18 protein-coding genes are annotated in these 19,917 nt (G+C 63.6%); 10 read left to right on the top strand and 8 right to left on the bottom strand.

Annotation, left to right across the window (positions count from 1 at the left end; genetic code table 11):
• Window positions 1–19 precede the first annotated feature (19 nt).
• Both QZ190_RS05245 and QZ190_RS05250 read left to right on the top strand, forming a co-directional pair.
• Complete coding sequence (locus tag QZ190_RS05245; RefSeq protein ID WP_291914357.1) at window positions 20–895, top strand: 4-hydroxyphenylpyruvate dioxygenase; 876 nt, start codon at window positions 20–22, stop codon at window positions 893–895.
• A gap of 8 nt (window positions 896–903) precedes the next feature.
• The gene (locus QZ190_RS05250) at window positions 904–1,782 is read left to right on the top strand and encodes a TIM barrel protein (RefSeq protein ID WP_291914359.1); all 879 of its coding nucleotides are present in this window, start codon (window positions 904–906) and stop codon (window positions 1,780–1,782) included.
• A gap of 78 nt (window positions 1,783–1,860) precedes the next feature.
• Here the strand turns inward: QZ190_RS05250 and QZ190_RS05255 are convergent, their stop codons facing one another.
• The gene (locus QZ190_RS05255) at window positions 1,861–2,508 is read right to left on the bottom strand and encodes a phosphatase PAP2 family protein (protein WP_291914361.1); all 648 of its coding nucleotides are present in this window, start codon (window positions 2,506–2,508) and stop codon (window positions 1,861–1,863) included.
• Window positions 2,509–2,745: 237 nt separating this feature from the next.
• On the opposite strand from QZ190_RS05255, the gene QZ190_RS05260 reads away from it, so the two are divergent.
• The 3 genes from QZ190_RS05260 (at window position 2,746) to QZ190_RS05270 (ending at window position 6,672) form a co-directional block, all read left to right on the top strand.
• Window positions 2,746–3,423 (top strand): response regulator, encoded by a 678-nt coding sequence (locus QZ190_RS05260; protein WP_291914364.1) that lies wholly within the window; start codon window positions 2,746–2,748, stop codon window positions 3,421–3,423.
• Window positions 3,423–4,898, top strand: a complete 1,476-nt coding sequence (locus QZ190_RS05265; protein WP_291914367.1) for a histidine kinase dimerization/phospho-acceptor domain-containing protein — start codon at window positions 3,423–3,425, stop codon at window positions 4,896–4,898. The genes QZ190_RS05260 and QZ190_RS05265 overlap by 1 nt, the downstream gene beginning before the upstream one ends.
• A gap of 67 nt (window positions 4,899–4,965) precedes the next feature.
• Window positions 4,966–6,672 carry a phosphoethanolamine transferase gene (locus QZ190_RS05270; RefSeq protein ID WP_291914370.1) on the top strand — a complete coding sequence of 569 codons (1,707 nt, stop codon included), beginning with the start codon at window positions 4,966–4,968 and terminating at the stop codon, window positions 6,670–6,672.
• Window positions 6,673–6,675: 3 nt separating this feature from the next.
• On the opposite strand, the gene QZ190_RS05275 is transcribed toward QZ190_RS05270, so the two are convergent.
• A complete protein-coding gene (locus tag QZ190_RS05275; protein WP_291914372.1) occupies window positions 6,676–7,062 on the bottom strand; it encodes a diacylglycerol kinase in 387 nt (128 codons plus the stop codon).
• A 316-nt stretch (window positions 7,063–7,378) separates the two neighbouring features.
• Here QZ190_RS05275 and QZ190_RS05280 point away from each other — a divergent pair, with 316 nt between their 5' ends.
• Genes QZ190_RS05280 through QZ190_RS05300 form a run of 5 tightly spaced genes read left to right on the top strand, consistent with a single transcriptional unit; the run spans window position 7,379 to window position 13,149 of the window.
• Window positions 7,379–8,659 carry an extracellular solute-binding protein gene (locus QZ190_RS05280; RefSeq protein WP_291914398.1) on the top strand — a complete coding sequence of 427 codons (1,281 nt, stop codon included), beginning with the start codon at window positions 7,379–7,381 and terminating at the stop codon, window positions 8,657–8,659.
• A 21-nt stretch (window positions 8,660–8,680) separates the two neighbouring features.
• Window positions 8,681–10,432: an iron ABC transporter permease gene (locus QZ190_RS05285; protein ID WP_291914375.1), complete on the top strand. Its 1,752-nt coding sequence runs from the start codon at window positions 8,681–8,683 to the stop codon at window positions 10,430–10,432.
• Complete coding sequence (locus QZ190_RS05290; protein ID WP_291914378.1) at window positions 10,429–11,526, top strand: ABC transporter ATP-binding protein; 1,098 nt, start codon at window positions 10,429–10,431, stop codon at window positions 11,524–11,526. Before QZ190_RS05285 ends, QZ190_RS05290 begins: the two co-directional genes overlap by 4 nt.
• 21 nt (window positions 11,527–11,547) lie before the next feature.
• On the top strand, window positions 11,548–12,426 hold the full coding sequence (locus QZ190_RS05295; protein ID WP_291914381.1) for a LysR family transcriptional regulator: 879 nt from the start codon (window positions 11,548–11,550) through the stop codon (window positions 12,424–12,426).
• A 27-nt stretch (window positions 12,427–12,453) separates the two neighbouring features.
• Window positions 12,454–13,149 (top strand): phosphoglycolate phosphatase, encoded by a 696-nt coding sequence (locus tag QZ190_RS05300; RefSeq protein ID WP_291914384.1) that lies wholly within the window; start codon window positions 12,454–12,456, stop codon window positions 13,147–13,149.
• A 17-nt stretch (window positions 13,150–13,166) separates the two neighbouring features.
• Here QZ190_RS05300 and QZ190_RS05305 read toward each other — a convergent pair whose 3' ends face one another.
• From QZ190_RS05305 to QZ190_RS05330, 6 genes are all read right to left on the bottom strand, one after another.
• Entirely contained in the window at window positions 13,167–14,135 is a 969-nt protein-coding gene (locus QZ190_RS05305) for a type II secretion system F family protein (protein WP_291914387.1), read from the bottom strand.
• Window positions 14,136–14,167: 32 nt separating this feature from the next.
• Window positions 14,168–15,151, bottom strand: a complete 984-nt coding sequence (locus QZ190_RS05310) for a type II secretion system F family protein (RefSeq protein ID WP_291914389.1) — start codon at window positions 15,149–15,151, stop codon at window positions 14,168–14,170.
• Between the two features lie 3 nt (window positions 15,152–15,154).
• Window positions 15,155–16,585, bottom strand: coding sequence for a CpaF family protein (locus QZ190_RS05315; RefSeq protein ID WP_291914392.1), 1,431 nt, complete (start codon window positions 16,583–16,585; stop codon window positions 15,155–15,157).
• A 63-nt stretch (window positions 16,586–16,648) separates the two neighbouring features.
• A complete protein-coding gene (locus tag QZ190_RS05320) occupies window positions 16,649–17,902 on the bottom strand; it encodes an AAA family ATPase (protein WP_291914393.1) in 1,254 nt (417 codons plus the stop codon).
• Window positions 17,903–17,912: 10 nt separating this feature from the next.
• A complete protein-coding gene (locus tag QZ190_RS05325) occupies window positions 17,913–18,377 on the bottom strand; it encodes a hypothetical protein (RefSeq protein ID WP_291914394.1) in 465 nt (154 codons plus the stop codon).
• 17 nt (window positions 18,378–18,394) lie between these two features.
• A partial coding sequence (locus QZ190_RS05330) for a type II and III secretion system protein family protein (RefSeq protein WP_367114227.1) occupies window positions 18,395–19,917 on the bottom strand: 1,523 nt, incomplete at its 5' end.

Below are 19,917 nucleotides of genomic sequence, written 5' to 3' on the forward strand. Positions count from 1 at the left end.
CCCCTCACGGAGTGAACAGATGACCATGAACAAAGTGGACCGCGAAGCCGTGCCGGACATGCCCAACCGATTGGGCATTGCCGGCATTGAATTCATCGAATACGCCACCAGCCGACCGCAGGCCTTGGGTCAGGTGCTCGAAAACATGGGCTTTCGCCCCGTGGCGCGTCACCGCTCGCGTGAGGTGACGCTCTACCGCCAGGGCGGCATGAACCTGGTGGTGAACGCCAACCCAGACGACGCCCGCGTGAGCAACACCGTGGACGGCCAGCCGGTCATCTCGGCCGTGGCCTTTCGGGCGCAGGACGCACTGAAGGCACACACCCGCTGCATTGATTTGGGTGCATGGAACGTGGACAGCCACGCGCAGGCCATGGAGCTGCACATTCCCGCCATCCACGGCCCGGGCGGCAGCCGATTTTACTTTGTGGACCGTTGGAAAGAGTTCTCGATCTACGACATCGACTTCAAGCCCATCCCCACCGTGGACCCCAACCCACCTGCGCTGGCTGGAATGAGTTACTTTGGGGTGGTGCAGTACATCGGCGCGGCCCGCAGCGCCGAATGGCAAACCTATTACGAACACATGTTCGACTTCAGCACCATTTCCGATGAAGAGCGATTTGGCATCTTGCCTAAAGGCAAGCTCATGAAAAGCCCTTGCGGCGGTTTCTTGTGGCAATTGGTCGAGCCCGAGCCCTGGATGGACGGCGACGACAGCCCAGAGCGCTTGCAGCGTATTGGTTTTGGCGTGCCCGATGTGGGGCAAGCCGTGGCTGCGCTCAAGGCCCGTGGTGTGGAGTTTGTCGAGTCCGCCCGCTTGCACCCTGAAGACCGGGGCGCACTGACACGCGCCACGCTGGGTTCGGTGGCTTTTGAACTCGTTCACCAATGAGGCCGCACATGAGCTTGCTGGATGGCTATGGCATGGACACCATCACCATGGCCGGCACCCTGGAGGCCAAGTTGGCCGCGATGAAGGGCGCTGGTTTTTCGCAGGTGATGCTGATGGCCCGCGATCTGGTCACGCACCCCGGTGGCGTGAAAGCGGCGGTGGAGGCTGTGCGCCAAAGTGGCTTGCGGCCCACAGGCTTTCAGGTGTTGCGCGACTTTGAAGGCTTGTCGGGTCATCTGCACAGCTACAAGATCGACATGGCCAAGGCCATGCTCAAGATGTGCGCGGCCACCGGCAGCCAGGTGTTGCTCGCTTGCTCGTCCACCTCGCGCCATGCGACGCAAGACCTCGACGCCATCGCCGCCGACCTGAAAAAACTCGCCATGCTGGCCGTGCCCTTGGGCATCAAGATCGCTTACGAAGCCCTGTCCTGGGGCCGCACCGTCAATGAATTCACCACCAGCTGGGACGTGGTCTGCCGCGCCGACTGCCCCAATTTGGGTCTGGGCATCGATTCGTTTCACATCTTTGCTGCCAAAACCGAGCTGGACGCCATCGAAGCGCTGGACCCTGACAAGATTTTTCTGGTTCAGTTGTCAGACTTCATGTGGCAAGAGACCCCCACCTTTGAAGAGCGCATGACCACGGCCCGCACCTTCCGAGTGTTCCCGGGCGAAGGTGTCCACAGCGCGCAACTGGCCGATCTGGTGTTGCGTCTTGACCGCCTGGGCTACCGGGGCGACTACAGCTTCGAGGTCTTCAACGACGACTACCAACAACTGCCGCTGGAGACCGTGGCCGAACGCGCCCGGCGCAGCGCCACCTGGTTGCACCAGGACGTGCTGCACAAAGCCGCGCCGCTGCCGGCTTGGGTGCGCAGGGCTTGAAGTATCAGTGACCAGTCGGGATGGGCCGATCCTGCTGTGGCTGACCGCTGCCTGCTGAGCGTCAAACGTTCTTTGTGCTCAGCAGTCGCGCAGTGACCAGGATCGATAAGCCGTAAAAAAGCGTTGATTGACCCAGGCCACTGCTGCGCAAATCAAGGCTGTCCAAGCCGTATGGCTGGGGTAGTGGGCGCCTCGCAGGGTTTGGATGGCACCCAGAACCAAGCCCATCAGCAAGACAGCCGCCAGGAGTTTTTGTCCTGTTCGCCGCTCATGGCGCTGGGTGGAGGCCAGCCACGGCAGGCTCAGGGCCACGAATGCCAAAGCGCTGGAGGCATGCCCGCCCGGAAAGCAATGGCCACTGCCGCCATCGGTGACACCCCAAGCCCAGTGCGAGACATGGTTGGCGATGCCTCCAAATGCCCGCAGCTCCCATGGGCAGCTGGTCAAGCTCACGCGTTTGAGGGCGGTGACCGCCAGCAAGCTCAGACTGATGCCTACGACGATTTCTAGCCGCTGCATGCGCGGCATCTGGCGCCAGATGCCCATGGGTCGGATCGCCATCCACACGATGCCAAGGTACAGCAACACGGCAAGCCGTTTGGTGCCGTCATGTCCAATGCTGCTGAGCCACCAGTGGTCGCGCAGCACAAACCCCTGCGCACCCCCCAGCCAAGCCATCACGCGGATGTCCGCCCCTGAGGCATCCCAGGTCAGGGTCAGAGCCACGCCCGCGAGCCACAGCCACAGTCCGAGTGATGCTGACCCAAACCGGTTTTGCATCCTCTTGTGTGGCAGGGCAGTATTTTCAATCTTGTCGTGGGCCATGAGGGTCATGGCGGGCATTAAAGAGCCGCCGCATTAAGGCTGCCTTAATTGGGCCCTGGCACGATGCCAACCATGGACACCACACCTGACACAATCGAGCTTCAACAAATGACCACTCACGCCAATGGGACTGGGACGATGCGGGTATTGATTGTGGAAGACGACGCGGGCATTGCCACGGGCCTGGCCGCGACCCTGCGGGCCAGCGGCTACGCGGTGGATGTGACGTCCACGCTGGCACTGGCCTCTGCGGCGCTGCGCGTGGAGCCTTTTGATTTGGTGCTGCTGGACCTGAGCCTGCCCGACGGCGATGGGCTGGACTGGCTGCGCCAGGTGCGACGCTCGGGCAGCGTCATGCCCGTGCTGATCATGACCGCCCGCGATGCCTTGCCCGACCGGGTGGCCGGACTGGACGAGGGGGCCGACGACTATGTGGTCAAGCCCTTCGAGCCCGAAGAGTTGCTGGCCCGCATGCGCGTGGCCTTGCGCCGCAGCGAAGGCCGCGCCTCGCCGCTGCTGCGCCACGGTGATCTGGTGGTCGACCCGGCCGCCCACACCGTGGTGCGCAACGGCGAGCCCGTGACGCTGCGGGCCAAGGAATTTGCCTTGCTGCTGGCGCTGCTGCGCGGCAGCGGGCAGGTGTTGTCGCGCCAGCGGCTGGAGCAAGCGCTGTATGGCTTTGACGAAGTGCTGGACAGCAATGCCTTGGAGGTGCACATGCACCACCTGCGCCGCAAATTGGGCGACGGCCTGGTCAAGACGGTGCGCGGCGTGGGCTACTTTGTGCCGGTGCCAGAACCCCAAGGGAGGGCTTGATGGGCCAAGCCACAAGTGCGCAGGCCAATCCTGGCCAGGCCCAAGACCGCTCTCTGTGGCGTTACCTGTGGGCCTGGGCGCTGGGGGCGGTGGTGGCCCTGTGGCTGTTGTTGGCCGGGCTGGCCTATTCCACGGGCTACCACGAGGCCGAAGAAATCAGCGACGGTCTGCTGGTGTCGGCTGCGAAATTGCTGCTCAGCCAGCCGCTGGATCAGCCCCCAAGTGAGGCGCTCAAGCCGCCCTTGTCGGCGCCCGGTGCGCCAAAGCCGCCAGTGGCCCATCCCGCAGCGCTGCCTGCGGCCCTGAGCCAGCACCCGCCCAACGCCTACGCGCCAGAATTTCATGTGGTGGTCTGGCAGGACGAGCGCCTGGTCTGGGACTCGCACGGCGTGCACGCCCAATTGCCACCGCGCTTGGCGCTGGGCCACCAGACGCTGAGCCTGACGCTGCAGGGCGTCTCGCAGGATTGGCGGGTGTATGTCGCAGAGTCGGCCGGCTCAGTCCCGTTGCGCCGCGTGGCGGTTTTTCTGGACCCGGCGCGCCGTGATGCGCTGGCCGCTGATATTTCCGAGCACATCCTGCTGCCTGCGCTGGTGTTTTTGCCTTTGGTGGCGCTGATGCTGGCCTCGGCCATTCGGCGCGGCCTGCTGCCCTTGCAGCGCTTGTCGGGCAAGATCGCTGCGCTTGATGTCGATGCTGGCCAAACCCTGGTGCCGCAGCAGCCTTACCGGGAGCTGGGCGTGACGGTGCAGTCCATCAACGCTTTGGTGCTGCGCCTGCAGGCCCAGATTGGCCGGGAGAGGCGCTTTGCCGCCGACGTGGCCCACGAGCTGCGCACCCCCCTGACAGCGCTGGTGCTGCAGGCCCGGCGTGCGCGCAACGGGGGCGGGCCTGCCGAACAAGCCCAGGCTTTGCAGGCGGTGGAGCAGGGCGCTTTGCGTGCGGGGCGCATCTTGACGCAGCTGCTGGACCTGGCGCGGGCCCAAAGCCTGACGGGTGACCAGTCCGAGCCCGTGAACCTGTGCGCTTTGGCGTTGCGCGTGGTGTCTGAGCATGCGGCGCTGGCCCACGAGCTGGGCCAAGACATCGCGCTCGAAGCGCCCGAGTCATTGGTGCTGCCCGGGCAGGCCACCTTGCTGGAGCTGGCCTTGCGCAACCTGGTGGACAACGCCTTGCGCCACAACCCGACGGGCACTTACGTCGAGGTGCGCGTGGCCCGCGATGCCTCAGGCCAGGTGACGCTGTCGGTCAGCGACGACGGCGGTGACTTGAGCGCTGTGCGCACCTCGGGCTCTGAAACGGCACCCGACACGGGCACAAGCTCCAACACGGGCCTGGGCATTGGCCTCACTTTGGCCGAGCGCATCGCCCAAAGCCAGGGCGCGCAGCTGGTGCGCGATGGCGGCGCTGCACCTTTTGGCAAGCGTTTCGCCTTGGTCTGGCCCGCTACTGGCCAGCCATCAGGCCAAGCTTAATGTTGCGGTAAGACTGGGTTTTCATAATGATGGTAGTTGCTTTGCCATTCGTTCCCATGTCTTGCCCATGACCTCCACCTCCTCTGATCTAGCCCCTGCTGTTGCCTTGCTTCGCCGCCCTTGGCACCCCTTGAGCCTTTTGCTGGTGCTGGCCGTGTGGCTGAGCACGCTGGGCAATTTGCCCCTGTGGCGGGCGATGTGGGCCTTGACCGACACCCATGGGCTGCGGACCTGGTTGGGCCTGGTGGGCATGTGTTTGATCGTGCTGTCGGCCACCACGGTGCTGCTCAGTCTGCTGGTCTGGCCCCGTTGGCTCAAGCCTGCAGGCGTGATGCTGCTCATGGTGGCCGCGGCCAACAGTTATTTCATGTTCACGTATGGCGTTGTCATCGACCCCACCATGATGGCCAACACCGTTCAAACGGATGTGCGCGAGGTGCGCGATTTGCTGTCCTGGTCCATGCTGGTGGTGCTGGCGCTGGGCGTGGTCCTGCCCGGCTGGTGGTGGTGGCGTCAGCCCGTCCAGAAGCTGCCTGTCCGGCGCTTGTTGGGGCGTCAATTGGGCTTGGCCGCTTTGGGCACTCTGCTCATGTTGGTGGTGATCTGGGCCTCGTTTCAGGATTTGGCCTCCACCATGCGCAACCAAAAATCCATGCGCTACATGCTCAACCCCTTCAACACCCTGTATGCCAGCGCACGCTTGGTGATCGGGCAGACCGCGCAGGCCCGCATGCCTTTGCAGACCATCGGGGAAGACGCCGTGTTGGTGCGTGCACCGGGTTCATCGCAACAGCCGCCGCTGATCGTGCTGGTCGTGGGCGAAACTGTGCGTGCGGCCAACTTCGGTCTGGCCGGTTATGCGCGTGACACCACACCGCAATTGCGCCAACTGCAGGGCAGCGGTGAGCTGGCCTACTTTGCCGATGTGAGCTCCTGCGGCACCAACACCCAGGTCTCGGTACCCTGCATGTTTTCTCACATGGGGCGAGAGGCTTATGCCAAAAACGACACCCCTTACGAAAACCTGTTGGACGTGCTTCAGCGCGCCGGCATGCAGGTGCTGTGGCTGGACAACCAGTCTGGCTGCAAAGGGGTGTGCGACCGTGTGCCAAATTCCAACACCGTGGCCAGCACCCTGGACTTGAAAGACCCGGCGCTGTGCCCAGATGGCGAATGCTTTGACGAGATCATGCTGCGCGTCTTGCCCGAGCGCTTGGCTGAGCTGGACAAAGCGCGCGGCTCAGGGCCAGCTGCTGCAGGCACGGTGGTCGTTTTGCACCAGATGGGCAACCACGGCCCGGCCTATTTCAAGCGCACACCAGCCGACATGAAGGTCTACCAGCCCGAATGCCGCAGCAAAGTCCTGCAAGACTGCCCGGCTCAAGAGATCGTCAACGCCTACGACAATGCCGTGCGCTACACCGACCACTTGCTGTCGCAAACCGTGCGTTGGCTCAAAAGCCAACCGCGCCCAACGGCCATGCTTTACGTTTCAGACCATGGCGAATCGCTGGGCGAAAAAGGCCTTTACCTGCACGGCATGCCCTACATGATGGCCCCCAAAGAGCAAACCCATGTGCCCATGGTGATGTGGCTGTCCAAGCCCCTGCAGTCACAGCTGGGTTGGGACGGCGCTTGCTGGCAAAAACAAGCCTCCGAATCGATCTCGCACGACAATCTGTTTCATTCGGTCCTGACGCTGGCGCAGGTCAAGACCCGGTGGCAAAAGCCCGAGCTGGATGTGTTTGCGGCCTGCGCCTCGCGCAGGCCCTAAACCTCAGGCTACCCACCAACGCCACAGCGCCGTCAGCCATACCCCGCCGCACAGCAGCAAGCTGAGCAACACGGCCGCGCTGGCCGTGTCTTTGGCCCGCTTGGACTGCGCATGCCACTCGGGGCCCATGCGGTCAATGGCGGCTTCCACGGCGGTGTTGAGCAGCTCCACCACCAGCACCGCCACCACCACGCCCACGAGCAGCACCACCTCGGCCCAGCTTTGGCCCAGCCACCAGGCCCCGGGCAAAATCAGTACCGCCAAAATGGCCTCTTGCCGAAAAGCCGGCTCGTGCCAACCGGCCCGCAAACCTTCGATGGAATAAAAAAACGCGTGCCAGACGCGGGACAGGCCTTGTCGTTTGGGCTGTACGGAGGTGTTGTCGTTCATGTGCGGGGCAGTATGGGATTGGATCTTGCAGCTTAAGGGCGAGATGTTAACGGGGCCTTATCGCCCTAACCTGGCACGCCAACCGGAACGGCTGTCGCTGCTCATCCGCTCTGTGCAGCGCTGGGTCCATGCTGGTTTACCCGGGTGTTTGGGCGCGTGCTGTTGATGCGCCACATCATCAAACATGATTGGCTGTCTGCGGCGCTTGGCATTAGCATGGCAAGCTGACGGAAAAACAAATGGAGACCCACGTATGAAAAAACCTTTGATTCGCCAAGCGGTGGCTGCCGCGGCATGGGTGCTGGCGGGCTGGGGCATGCAAGCGGCCCAGGCCGGCACGGTGACGGTGGTCACCTCTTTTCCCAAAGAGCTGACACAGGCCTACAAAGCCGCCTTTGAAAAAGCCAACCCCGAGATCAAGATCGAGATCCTGAACAAGAACACCGTGCAGGGCATTGCCTACGTCCGCGAGCTGCCTGTGGGACAGCGCCCGGATGTGTTCTGGGCCTCTGCACCAGATGCCTTTGAAGTGCTCTCGGGCCTCAAACTGCTCGAACCCATTGGCGATCTGGCCAACAAGGCCGCGCCCGCCAAAGTCGGTGCTTATCCCATCAACGCGCCAGACAACCTGTACCTGGGCCAAGCCCTGGCCGGTTATGGCCTGATGTGGAACACCCGCTACATGGCCGCCAACAAGGTGCCCGCGCCCAAACAATGGGCCGATTTGATCAAGCCCGTGTACTTTGGCCATGTGGCCATGAGTTCACCGTCGCGCTCGGGCACCACGCACCTCACGGTCGAGACCTTGCTGCAAGGCGAGGGCTGGGACAAAGGCTGGAGCCAGTTGCTGCAAATTTCGGGGAACAGCGCGGCCATCACCGAGCGCAGTTTTGGTGTGCCCGATGGCGTCAACAACGGGCAGTTCGGCATTGGCCTGGTGATCGACTTTTTTGGCCTGGCGGGCAAGTACTCGGGCTTTCCAGTCGAATTTGTGTACCCCGATGTGACGGCCGTGGTGCCCGCCAACATCGCCTTGGTCAGCGGTGGCAAAAACACCGCCGAGGCCCGCAAGTTCATCAGCTACACCGTGTCTCAGCAAGGCCAGGAGCTGCTCTACAACCCCAAGATCTCGCGCCTGCCCATCTTGCCGCCTGAAGCCATGGGCGGCAAAACCCCGGCGGGCTACCCCAACCCGTTCGAGATCGCCAAGCGGGCCAAAGTGCAGTTCAACTCCGACCTGTCCGAGACCCGTTACAACGTGGTCTCGGCCCTGTTTGACCAGACCATCACCTTCCGCCTGAAAGAGCTGCAAGCGGCCACCAAGGCCATCCATGCCGCCGAGGCTGCACTGGCCAAAAAGCCCAACGCCAATGCGGCTGGCCTGATCAAGCAGGCCCGGGATGCGGCCTTCAGCCCGGTGGTGAACGCGCAAAAAGCCACGGACAAGGAGTTTCTGGCGCTGTTTGCGGCCAACAAAAAGGACGCCGCCGTCAGCAAAAGCGTGACCGGTCTGGAAAACCACTGGAACAACAGTGCCCGCCAGAACTACGAACGCGCCCGCAGCTTGGCCGAGCAAGCGCTGGCCGCCCTCAAGTAATCGCCACAAAGGACCTACGCCATGGCGAATGATGGACATGCGGCCCTGCAGCCGCAGGGGGCGCTGCAGTCTGCAGGCATCTGGGCCGACGTGCGCCCAGGCGTCTGGCTCGCAGGGGGGCTGGTGTTGGCCTTCTTGCTGTTGTTTTTTGTGCTGCCTGTGGCACGGGTCTTTGTCACCGCTTTTCTGGACGGTGACAACAGCCTGACCCTGGGGCATTTCGGGGCCTTCTTCGCGCAGGACCTGATGCGCGAATCGTTTTTCAACAGCCTCTATGTGGCCGTCATGTCGGCCATTTTTGCGGCCCTGATTGCGGTGCCGCTGGCCTACTTTACGGTGCGCTTTGACTTTCGCGGGGCCATCCTCATCCAGACCCTGGGCGTTTTGCCCCTGATCATGCCGCCCTTTGTGGGCGCGGTGGCGCTGCAGCTGATCTTTGGCCGCTCGGGCACGCTCAACCTCCTGCTCAACGACTGGTTCGGCTTCACGCTGCCCATCATGGAGGGGCTCAACGGCGTGATTTTTGTCGAGGCGATTCACTACTTCCCCTTTATCCTCATGAACCTCACGGTGGCCCTGCGCAACATCGACGGGGCCATGGAAGAGGCCGCCATGAACCTGGGCTGCAAGGGCTGGCGCTTGTTTTGGCGGGTGATTTTTCCGCTGGGCCTGCCCGGTTTTGTGGCCGGGGCTTCGCTGGTTTTCGTTAAAGTGTTTGACGACCTGGGCACGCCGCTGGTCATGGGGCAGACCAACATGCTCGCACCGCAGGCCTATTTGCGCATCACGCAAGTGGGGCTGGAAGACCCCATGGGCTACGTGATCAGCGTGATCATGATCGTGTTTTCCATCGCCGCCATGGTGATCTCGGCCCGCTCACTCAAGGGGCGCGATTTCTCCACCCTGCAAAAGGGCGGTGCCAGCATCCAGCGCCGCCGCCTGTCGACCATCGAGGGCGCCATGGCCTACCTGTGGATCGGCGTGATCTTGCTGATCACCTTGTCGCCGCACATCGGGGTGCTGTTGCTGTCGTTTGCCCAGGTCTGGAGCTTCTCGCCACTGCCCGACGCCTACACCCTGGAGCACTACACCACGGTGTTCCAGGACTCCAGCGGCATGATTCGCAACACCCTGATTTATTGCGGCCTGGCTGCCGGGCTGGATGTGCTGCTGGGCGTGACCATTGCTTACCTGATTTTGCGCACCCGTTTGCCCGCCCGCCAGTGGCTGGACTGGATTGCCACGGCTTCTCTGGCGGTGCCCGGCATCGTGCTGGCCATCGGTTTCTTGCGCCTGTTCAAGGGCGTGACCGTGCCCGGCACCGATGTGCTGCTGACCAGCACCTGGCTGGCCATCATGCTGGCCTATGCCGTGCGGCGGCTGCCCTATGCACTGCGCAGCTGCATGGCCGCTTTGCAGCAAGTGCACATCTCGCTGGAAGAGGCTGCCGAGAGCCTGGGGGCCACGAAAATGCGCAGCATCCGCCGGGTGCTGGTGCCGCTCATGACGGGCGGCATCCTGGCCGGCTTTGTCACCAGCTTCATCACGGCGGCCGTGGAGCTGTCGGCCACCATCATGCTGGTGTCGGCCGACTCGCAAGCGCCCATGAGCTACGGCATTTACCTGTACATGCAAAGTGTGGCCGGTCGCGGGCCGGGCGCGGCCCTGGGCGTTTTGGCCATCTTGGTCGTTGCCGTGGGCACGTATTTGTCGCATGTGGTGGTCGAGCGCACGTCATCGCGCCTGGCCCCCAGCAAGGAGCATTCATCATGAAAAAAGTCAGCGTCCAGTGCCGCAACATCCGCTTGTCCTATGGCAGCACCGAGGTCCTCAAAAACGTCAACCTCGACATCGAGCCCGGTGAATTCTTTGCGCTTCTGGGGCCATCGGGTTCGGGCAAAAGCACCTTGCTGCGCCTGATTGCGGGCTTCAACCGGCACCAGCACGGCGAGTTGCTGGTCGATGGCCGCGACATCAGCCGCCAAGAGCCCTGGGACCGCAACATCGGCATGGTGTTCCAGAGTTACGCGCTCTGGCCTCACCTGTCGGTGTGGGACAACGTGGCCTTTGGCCTGGTCGAGCGCAAGGTCGACAAAGCCACCCTGAAGGCCAAAGTGGGCGCAGCCCTGGAGCTGGTGGGCCTGTCGGCCTATGGCGAGCGTCGCCCCAACCAACTCTCGGGTGGGCAGCAGCAGCGCGTGGCGCTGGCGCGCACCATCGTCATCGAGCCGCAGGTCCTGCTGCTCGACGAACCCCTGTCCAACCTGGACAAGACCTTGCGTGTGCAAATGCGCCAGGAGCTGCTGGCCCTGCAGCGGCGGCTGGGCATCACCACCATCTTCGTCACGCACGACCAGGAAGAGGCCATGACCACCGCCGACCGCATGGCCGTGCTCGAGCAGGGCGTGGTGCAGCAAGTGGGCGCACCCGCCACGCTCTACGACTACCCGGTCAACGCCTTTGTGGCCAACTTTGTGGGCACCATGAACACCCTCGAAGGCCAGGTGCGCAGCCGCCACGGCGACAGCCTGGTGCTCGATGTGCCCGGCGTGGGCGACCTGAGCATTCCCCTGCAGCCCGACATGCTGCGCGCCAGTGCCGACCAGCAGCGCCTGCAGCTGAGCTTTCGGCCCCACACCCTCAAGGTGGACGTGGCCGACGCGGCACCCGACGCGCGTTACATCTGGATGCCCGGCACCGTGGAGGCCAGCGAATTCATGGGCGAATTCACCCGCTACCGCGTGCGCGTGGGCACCCAATCGCTGTCGGTGGACCAACCGCATTACGCGGGTCTGTCCAAATTTGCCGCGGGCGGCGCAGTGAACCTGGGCCTGGAGCCCTCGCAAATGCGCCTGTTTGCGGCCTGAGCCTGAACCAGGAGGCCCTGCGTGGAACTGCACCAGATACGCGCTTTTGTGACCGTGGCCCGTTTGGGCCACCTGACCAAGGCTGCGCAGGTGTTGTGCGTCACACAGCCTGCCGTGACCGCCCAGGTCAAGGCCCTGGAGTCCAGCTTGGGCGTGGCCCTGTTTGAGCGCAGCAGCGGCCGCATGAGCCTCACCCGCGAAGGCGAAGCCCTGCTGCCCAAAGCCGAAAGCGTACTCAGCGCATCGGGCCAACTGCAAGGCGCAGCGCGGCAAATGCAAGGCCAGGTCAGCGGCCAGATCGAGCTGGGCGTGCCCGGCGAGCAGCCAGGCTTTTTGCGGCTGGGGGAGTTGTCGGCCGCGGTGCAGCGCGATTTGCCCTTGGTGGAGCTGCACATCCGCACCCACGCCTCGGGCAGCATGCTTGACCGCTTGCGCGGCGGCGCACTCACCGCCGCACTGGTCATTGCCAGCCACCCGCCACGCGACTTGCATTGGCAGTCGCTGCGCTCGGTGCGCTACCGCGTGGTGGTGCCCACCCGCTTGTGCGCCCAGATGCAGCGCGGCGGCTGGAAAACCCTGGCCGCCTTGCCCTGGATGGACGGCCCGCTCGACTCGCCCAGCCACCTGATGCTGCGCCAGCTGTTTGAGCAACAAGGCCTGGCCCCCAACGTCGCCTTGCGCACCGAAGACACCGCCGCCCTCGACACACTGGTCGCCAGTGGCGCGGGCTGCGCCTTGCTGCGCGAAGAGCTGGCGCTGCCTGGCGTCGAGCGCGGCGAATGGATGGTCTGGGGCCATGCCCAGGTCGATGCACAACTTTTCTTTTGCACCGCCATCGAAAGCGTGAGCGACCCTCTGGTCGTGGCACTGACTTCGGTGGTGGTTTCCAATTGGGCCTGAACGCCCGCCAAAACCTGAAAACCTCTCATGAAATCACTCCAACTGCAAGCCGTCATGATCGACCTGGACGGCACCATGGTCGACACCATTGGCGACTTTGAAGTGGCCCTGAACCGGGCCTTGACCGACCTGCAAGTGCCCCCCGCCAGCCGCGCCCTCATTGAGCGCTCTATCGGCAAAGGCTCGGAGCACCTGATCCGCACCGTGCTGGCCCACCAGCTGGCGCAAGCTGGCGTGCCCGGTGACGCCCGCGAAGTGGAGGCGCTGTTCAACCCCGTGTGGACCCGCTACGAACACCATTACCTGGACATCAACGGCGAGTTTTCTGAAGTCTTTCCGGGGGTGATGGAGGGCCTGGCGCAGCTCAAGGCCATGGGCCTGCCCCTGGCGTGCCTGACCAACAAGCCTTTGTCTTTTACGCAGCCCCTGATGGCCGCCAAAGGGCTTGCACCTTACTTTGCGCAGGTGTTTGGCGGCGACAGTTTCGAGCGCAAAAAACCCGACCCCTTGCCGCTGCTCAAAACCTGCGAGGCCCTGCAAAGCAGCCCGGCCCGCACCCTCATGGTGGGCGACTCCAGCAACGATGCTCAAGCGGCCAACGCGGCCGGCTGCCCCGTGGTGCTGATGACCTACGGCTACAACCACGGCGAGCCCATTCGCAACACCCCGGCACGGGCCTGGCTGGACTCGATGACGCAGCTGGGGGACTTGCTTCAGGGCTGAGTCAAGCGCTTGGCCCCTCACCCCACCTTCACAAACTCGCGCGCCAGTGTCACCACCACCGGGCCCAGCAGCACGGTCAGCAGCGACGGGAAGACGCAAAAGATCAGGGGAAAGAGAAGTTTGACAGGGAGTTTGGCGGCGGCTTCTTCAGCGCGCTGGCGGCGTTGTGTGCGCAAGGCGTCGGCATACACCGTGAGCGACTCTGACACGCTGGTTCCAAAGCGGTCGGCCTGGATGAGCATGGAAACCAGGGCATCGATGTCTTTGAGGCCAACGCGCTGAGACAGGTTGCGCAGCGCTTCGGCCCGTGATGAGCCTGCACGCAAAGCCAGCCCGGTGAGGGCGAATTCTTCCGACAACACGGGGCGGGCGAAGCGCATTTCGCGGCCCACACGTTCGATGGCCGCGTCCAGCCCCAGACCGGCCTGCACGCACAGGCGCAACAAGTCCAGTGCGTCCGGAAAGGCGTTCAGCAGCTCCAGTTGTCGGCGCTGGACGCGCAGCTTGAGCACGACATCGGGCAAGTAGTAGCCCACCCCAGCGGCAGCAACAACGAGGGCCATGCGCAGCATGCTGTTGGCGGGCCAGCTTTGGGCATTGAGCACACTCCACGCCAAGGTGGGCAGCAGCAGGGTGAGCAGGGTTTTGCTGATGAAATAAATCTGCAATGCCACGGGCGAGCGCCAGCCCGCATGCCCAAAGCGCAGGCGCAGCGAGGAAGGGGTGTCGCCTTCGCCACCCGACAGGCCCGCTGTCCAGGGGCCCAGCCACAACAGGGCCGACAACAGGCGGGCTTGGGCCCGTTGCCAAGCGCTGGCTTGCGCAGCATCTCCTGGGCCGAAGTTGGGGTTTTGGGTGTTGAGGCGGGTCAGGCGTGTCAAGCGTTCGCGCCCGGGGTCGGGCAGCCAGCGGCTGAGCACGGCCAGGCTCAGCGTCAGGACCAGGGCGAACACAAGTGCTGCAAAAATCAGGGTGGCAGAGGTCATGGGGTGCGCAGGGCTTGGGGTTTGGAGAAATGTCAAACGCGGATCTGAATCAGTCGCCACATCCACAGAATGCCAATGGCCATCAGGGTCAGCGAGGTGTACACCAGCTGCAAGCCCATGGGGTCGGTCCACAGGCGCGAGATGAAGCCGGGATTGAGCAGGCCCATGAGGGCGGCCAGTGCAAAGGGCAGCAGTGACAAGATGATGGCCGAGATACGCCCTTCGGCTGAGAGTACGCGCACGATGCCCGCGATTTTTTGGCGTTCACGGATCAGGTATGCGGTGTTTTTCAGGATCTCAGCCAGGTTACCGCCGGTCTCGCTTTGGATGATGACGGCCACCACAAAGTAGCGCACATCGTCGCTGGCCACCCGCAAGGCCAGCCCTTGCAGCGCCTGGGCAGCGCTGATGCCGAAGTTGATTTCTTCAAACACCGTCCGCAGCTCGTGCGACAGGGGTGGGGGGGCGTCTTTGGCCGCTACTTGCAGGGCGCTGGTGAAGGCGTGCCCAGCTTGCATGGAGCGGGCCATCAGGTCCAGCGCGTCGGGCAGGGCCTGACTGATCAGGGCCATGCGATGGGTGCGGCGGTGTTGCAAGAAGGCGATCAAAAGCAAAGGCCCCAGCGTTGCTACCACCAGGCTCAGCAGCACCGGCCAGTGCAGGCTGGCACCCAGCGCCAAGGCCAACAACACCAGGACTGCGGCCAGTGACAAGGCCTGCGCCAGGCTGAGCGCCAGACCTGTTTGCAGCAAAAAATGGTCGAATTGTGTTGCACCAGGCACGGTCTGTAGCCCACGCTCTGCCCATTCCCACTGGCTCAGCAATCGCTTGGGGCGCAGTTTGAGTGTGGGCTCGGCCTCGTCGCTGGGGCCATTGAGTGTGGCCGCTTGCAGCCTTTGCGCCAGGGCTTTTTGGCGGGGGTCCAGGTGTTGCCGCCACAGTCCGTACAGGCCCCACACCAAGGCGCTGATGCTCAGGGCCGCCAGCACGGCAATGGTCCAAAAAGGTGTGTTCATGGCTCAGCTCCAGCGCTGGGTGGGTTCGAACAGGTTGTCGCTGAGCACGATGCCGCGTGTGACCAGGCGTTGCATGAATTTCGGGCGGATGCCTGTGGCCACAAAATGGCCCTGCACGCCACCGTCGGGGTTCAGGCCGGTTTGCTCGAACCTGAAAATTTCTTGCATGCTGATGACGTCGCCCTCGATGCCGGTGATCTCTTGCAGGCTGGTGATCTTGCGTTGCCCGTCCGACAGGCGTGAGACCTGGATGACCACCGACAGGGCGGCGGCAATTTGCTGGCGCAAGGCACGCGACTCGGCTTTGAGTCCGGCCATGCCCAGCATGTGCTCGAGCCGGGTGAGCGCGTCACGCGGGGAGTTGGCGTGGATGGTGGTCATGGAGCCGTCGTGACCCGTGTTCATGGCCTGCAGCATGTCCAGCACTTCGCCACCGCGTACCTCGCCCATGATGATGCGGTCGGGCCGCATGCGCAGGCTGTTGCGCAGCAGGTCGCGCTGCGAGATTTCGCCCTTGCCTTCGATGTTGGGTGGGCGTGTTTCCATGCGCACCACATGGGGCTGCTGCAGTTGCAACTCGGCCGCGTCTTCGATGGTGATGATGCGCTCGTCCCCAGGGATGCTGGCCGACATGACGTTGAGCAGTGTGGTCTTGCCGCTGCCCGTGCCGCCCGAGACGAGCACGTTCAGGCGAGCCCGCACCACGCCGTTGATCAACTCGGCCATGCCTGCGGTGAGGGTGTTCATGCTGATGAGGTCATGCACGCTGAAGGGCACCACCGCAAAGCGCCGGATTGACAGCAAGGGCCCGTCCATGGCCAGGGGCGCGATGACCGCGTTCACACGCGAACCGTCGGGCAGCCGTGCGTCGACCATGGGGCTCATCTCGTCCACGCGCCGCCCGATGCGTGAGACGATGCGGTCGATCACCCGCAGCAGGTGGGCGTCGTTGTCAAACTGCACATCGGTGTGCTCAATCTTGCCGCGCCGCTCGGCGTAGACCTGAAACGGCCCGTTGACCAGGATGTCCGAGACGGTGGGGTCGGACAGCAGGGACTCGATGGGGCCCAGGCCGAGCATTTCGTCCTGAATGGACTGGATGATGAGGCGGCGCTCGGTTTCATTGAGCGCCAGTTTGTGTGTGGCGATCAGCTCTTCGGTCAGGGTCTTCAGTTCAGTGCGCAGGCGATCGGGGGGCATGCTCTCCATGCGCTGCCAGTCCATGAGCGCCAGGATTTCCTGGTGGATGCGGGTCTTGATGTCATCCAGGCGCACCCCAGGTGTTTTGGGATATGGGGCTGAGGCTGCAGGCGAGACGGGCGCGGGCGCCAGGGGGCGGGTCTCGGGCGCGTGGGTGGGTTTCAAGAGTGCAGAGCCCAGCAGCGCGCTCGCATGACTGGCGTTTTCAAATTGGTAGCGCAGGTTCGGGTTCAAACATCTCTCCTGTGGGGCAACAACGCGAGGTTTGGGGCGGACGCTTCAGTTGGCTCAATCGGTTCAGGCGGTCTGGCCGATCCAGCGCTGCATCCAGTGGCGATGTTTATGGGGTGAACTCTCCAGCAGTGAGCCTGTGGCCTCACGCAGGGCGTGGATCACGGCGTTGTGGTCGTTCACCACCGACAGGGGCTGGCCGATGTGCAGGGACTCGTCCACCCACTCCGGTCCGCTGGGGATGCTTTGCTGCACCTTCAAGCCGACCGCTTTTTCCAGCTCCGGCAGGCTGACCCAGCCTCGGGGTTTGTAGCGGTTGACCAGCAAGCGAAGCTTGGTTTCGTTCAGGCCCAAGGCCCGCATCATGTTGACCAGACGCTGGGCGTCGCGCACATCCGGGGTCTGGCTTTGCATCACGATGTAGACCACGTCGGCCATGTCCAGCACTTTGAGCGTCAAGGCGTTCAGGTTGCGCGGCAGGTCCACCACCACGTGCTCATGCATGCTGCGCACCAAGGTGAGGACCTTCTCGATGTCTTGGGGGCTGATGGTCATGGCGTTTTCCAGCGAGTGGGGCGCGGCCAGCAGGTTCAGCTGGGGTGTGACGGGGTGCAGGCAGCTGGCCAGCAGCTGTACATCGAGCCGGTCAATTTGCCGCGTCAAGTCGCCCAAGCTGTGTTTATTGGCCCCACTGCCCAGGTAAAAAGAGGCGTCGCCGCACTGCAGGTCGAGGTCGACAAAAGCGCATTTTTTTCGGAATTCACTGGCCATGATGTGGGCCATGTTGGCCGCTACAAAGCTGGTGCCGTTGCCCCCTTTGCACCCTATGAAGGCGACCAGTCGTCCAGGGCGTTCTTGCCCCTTGGGGGCGGTGGAGGCAGCTGCTGTGTTCGCGGCCCCCATGGCGCTGCCCAGGCTTGTTTGGGCCAAGGCGCGATCGCTCCAGCGCTGCAGGGTCTGGGCCAGCTCGGCTGGATTGAGCGGCAGCGGCAAGACTTCGCGCACGCCCGCACGCATGGCCCGCGTCAGCAGGGCTTTGCTGTTGTCTTCGCTCAGCAACAGCACGTTCAATTGGGGACGCTGGCGCAACCAGCCATCGAGAACCACCAGATCATCGTTGGCCGTGCTCTGCTGGCTGATGGGGCTGTCCACCAGCACGATGGTGCCCGGGGGCGCATCGTCCAGGGCCTGAAGTGATGTGAGCAAGTTGCTGGCTGGGGTGCGCATTTGGGCGCTGTCCAGGGGCAAGGCGTTTTGTTGCAAGCTGCTGCGCAGCAAGGCCAGCAAGGTTTCGTTGGAGGCAATCACATGGATGGACATGGTAGAACTTTCAGGGCACGCGCACGGCGCCCAAACCAATGTTGAAGACGGGAGCTGGTGCAGGTGGGGCCTGGAAACTTTGCTGGTAAAGCATCGTGGCGGCCATGGCCGAAACGCCATCGGTGTCGGGGGAGGTAGACAGCCTGTCGTGGGCTGTGGAGGCGGCGTGCTGGCCCGCACCATGACCCGTGCCAGAGCCCATGCTGTGGCCCATGCCGGAGTGCATTCCCTGGCCCATGCCACCGCCTGGGCGCATGTGGGGGTTGGGGCAGTGGGGTCCGGGCCTTTCGGGCGAACAGTGCGAAGCCATGGGTGCTTGTGCACTGGGCGCCAACAGGCTTTGCTGGGCCTGGGCGCGTTGCACTGCCAGGCCAAAGTGTTGATCTACCAAGGTGGGTGGGGTGTCGCAGGCGGCCAAGGCCAGGCACAGGCCGACGATGCTCAAGCAGCGAAGGGGCGGGGGCATGAAGTTCATGGCGGTGTTCTCCGAGCTCAAGAGGTGGAAGAGGGTGTCGCTTCAGGAATGGGTGCTTCTTCGAGCGCCGCATCGAGTGGTGGGGTGGTGGACGTCTGCGCTGATGGATCAGCTGAAGGGGCAGGTGGGGCTTCGGCTGCTGGCTTGGGTGTTGGCTCTGGCCGGGTTTCGGGCCGAGGCGCTGGCTGTGCAGGGCTGGCGGGCGCAGGCATCTGCTCGGGCGGTGTGCCTTCGAGCTGGCCGTTCCAGAAATACTCGCTGCGGGTGGGCGGGATGTAGCTGTCGGTGGGCAGCGCGTAGTCGGGTGGCAACACGCGCGCCAGGCGCGGGGTCACCACAAACAACAGCTCGGACTTGTCGGTCTGGAAAGCGGTGCTGCGAAACAGCGCCCCCAGGATGGGCAGCTCGCCCAAAATCGGGAAGGCCTTGATGGTCTGGGTGACGTTGCTTTTGACCAGGCCGCCGATGGCAAAGCTTTCGCCATCGCGCAGTTGCACCGTGGTGGAGGCACGGCGCGTGGTGATGCTGGGCAGCAAGCTGCTTTGACCCCCCAAGCCTTTGACAGTGGTACCCACTTGCGACAGCTCCGAGACCTCGGGGGTCACGCGCAGGTTGATCAGCCCGTCTTCGAGCACGGTGGGCAAAAAGCGCAGGCCCACGCCAAACTCTTTTTCTTCCAGTGTGATGGTGGTGCCACCGTTGGCGTTGGTCTGGGGCACGGGAATATAGATCTTGCCGCCGGCCAGGAACGATCCCTCTTGCCCGCTCACGGCGGTGATGGTGGGTTCGGCCAGCACCTTGACCAGGCCTTTTTTCATCTCTGCGGTCAGCGTGATGGTGCTCAGGCCATTGGCGCGTGCGGCCGTGAGGGCGGTGGAGCCGGCGCTGAGCAATTGCGACAGCAGGTTGACCGAGGTGTTGCCGATGGTGCGGGTCAGGTTCATGTCCACGCCCAGCTCGTCGAGCAGGGTTTTGGAGACCTCGGCCACTTTGACTTCGAGCATGACTTGCTGCGTGCCGTGCACGCGCAGCAGGTTGATGACTTTTTTGTTGCCGTTGAAGGCCTCGGTCAGGGCCATGAGGCGCTGCACCTTCATGCCGTCGCTCACGCGCCCGCTCAGCACCAAGGTGTCGGCCACGCTGTCCACGCGCAGGTTTTCGGCGCTGGGCACGTACTCGCGCAGCTTGGCGTGCAGGCTGTCGGTGTCGGCCCCCACGCTGATGTCGCGCAAGGTGGTGCTGCCCTGGGCGGTCCAGACCAGCAAGTTGGTATGGCCGGATTTTTTGCCCAGCAGGTAAATCTCTCGCGGGTTGATCAGCACCACGTCGGCCACGTCGGGGTTGCCCACAGACAGGCGCTCGGCGTTTTCGGACAACTGCAGCAGCATGGACTTGCCCGCTGTCAGGCGCAGGGGTGGGGCCATGAGCACAGGGCCTTGCGTTTGAACTTCCGGCTTGCTCGACGATTTGGCTGCGTTGCGGGTGTCGGCCTTGGCGGGGCTGCTTTTGGTGGCCGATGTGGGGGTTGACTGCAGGGGGG

It is taken from the genome of Limnohabitans sp. (assembly GCF_017848645.1).
Classification (GTDB): Bacteria; Pseudomonadota; Gammaproteobacteria; order Burkholderiales; family Burkholderiaceae_C; genus Limnohabitans_A.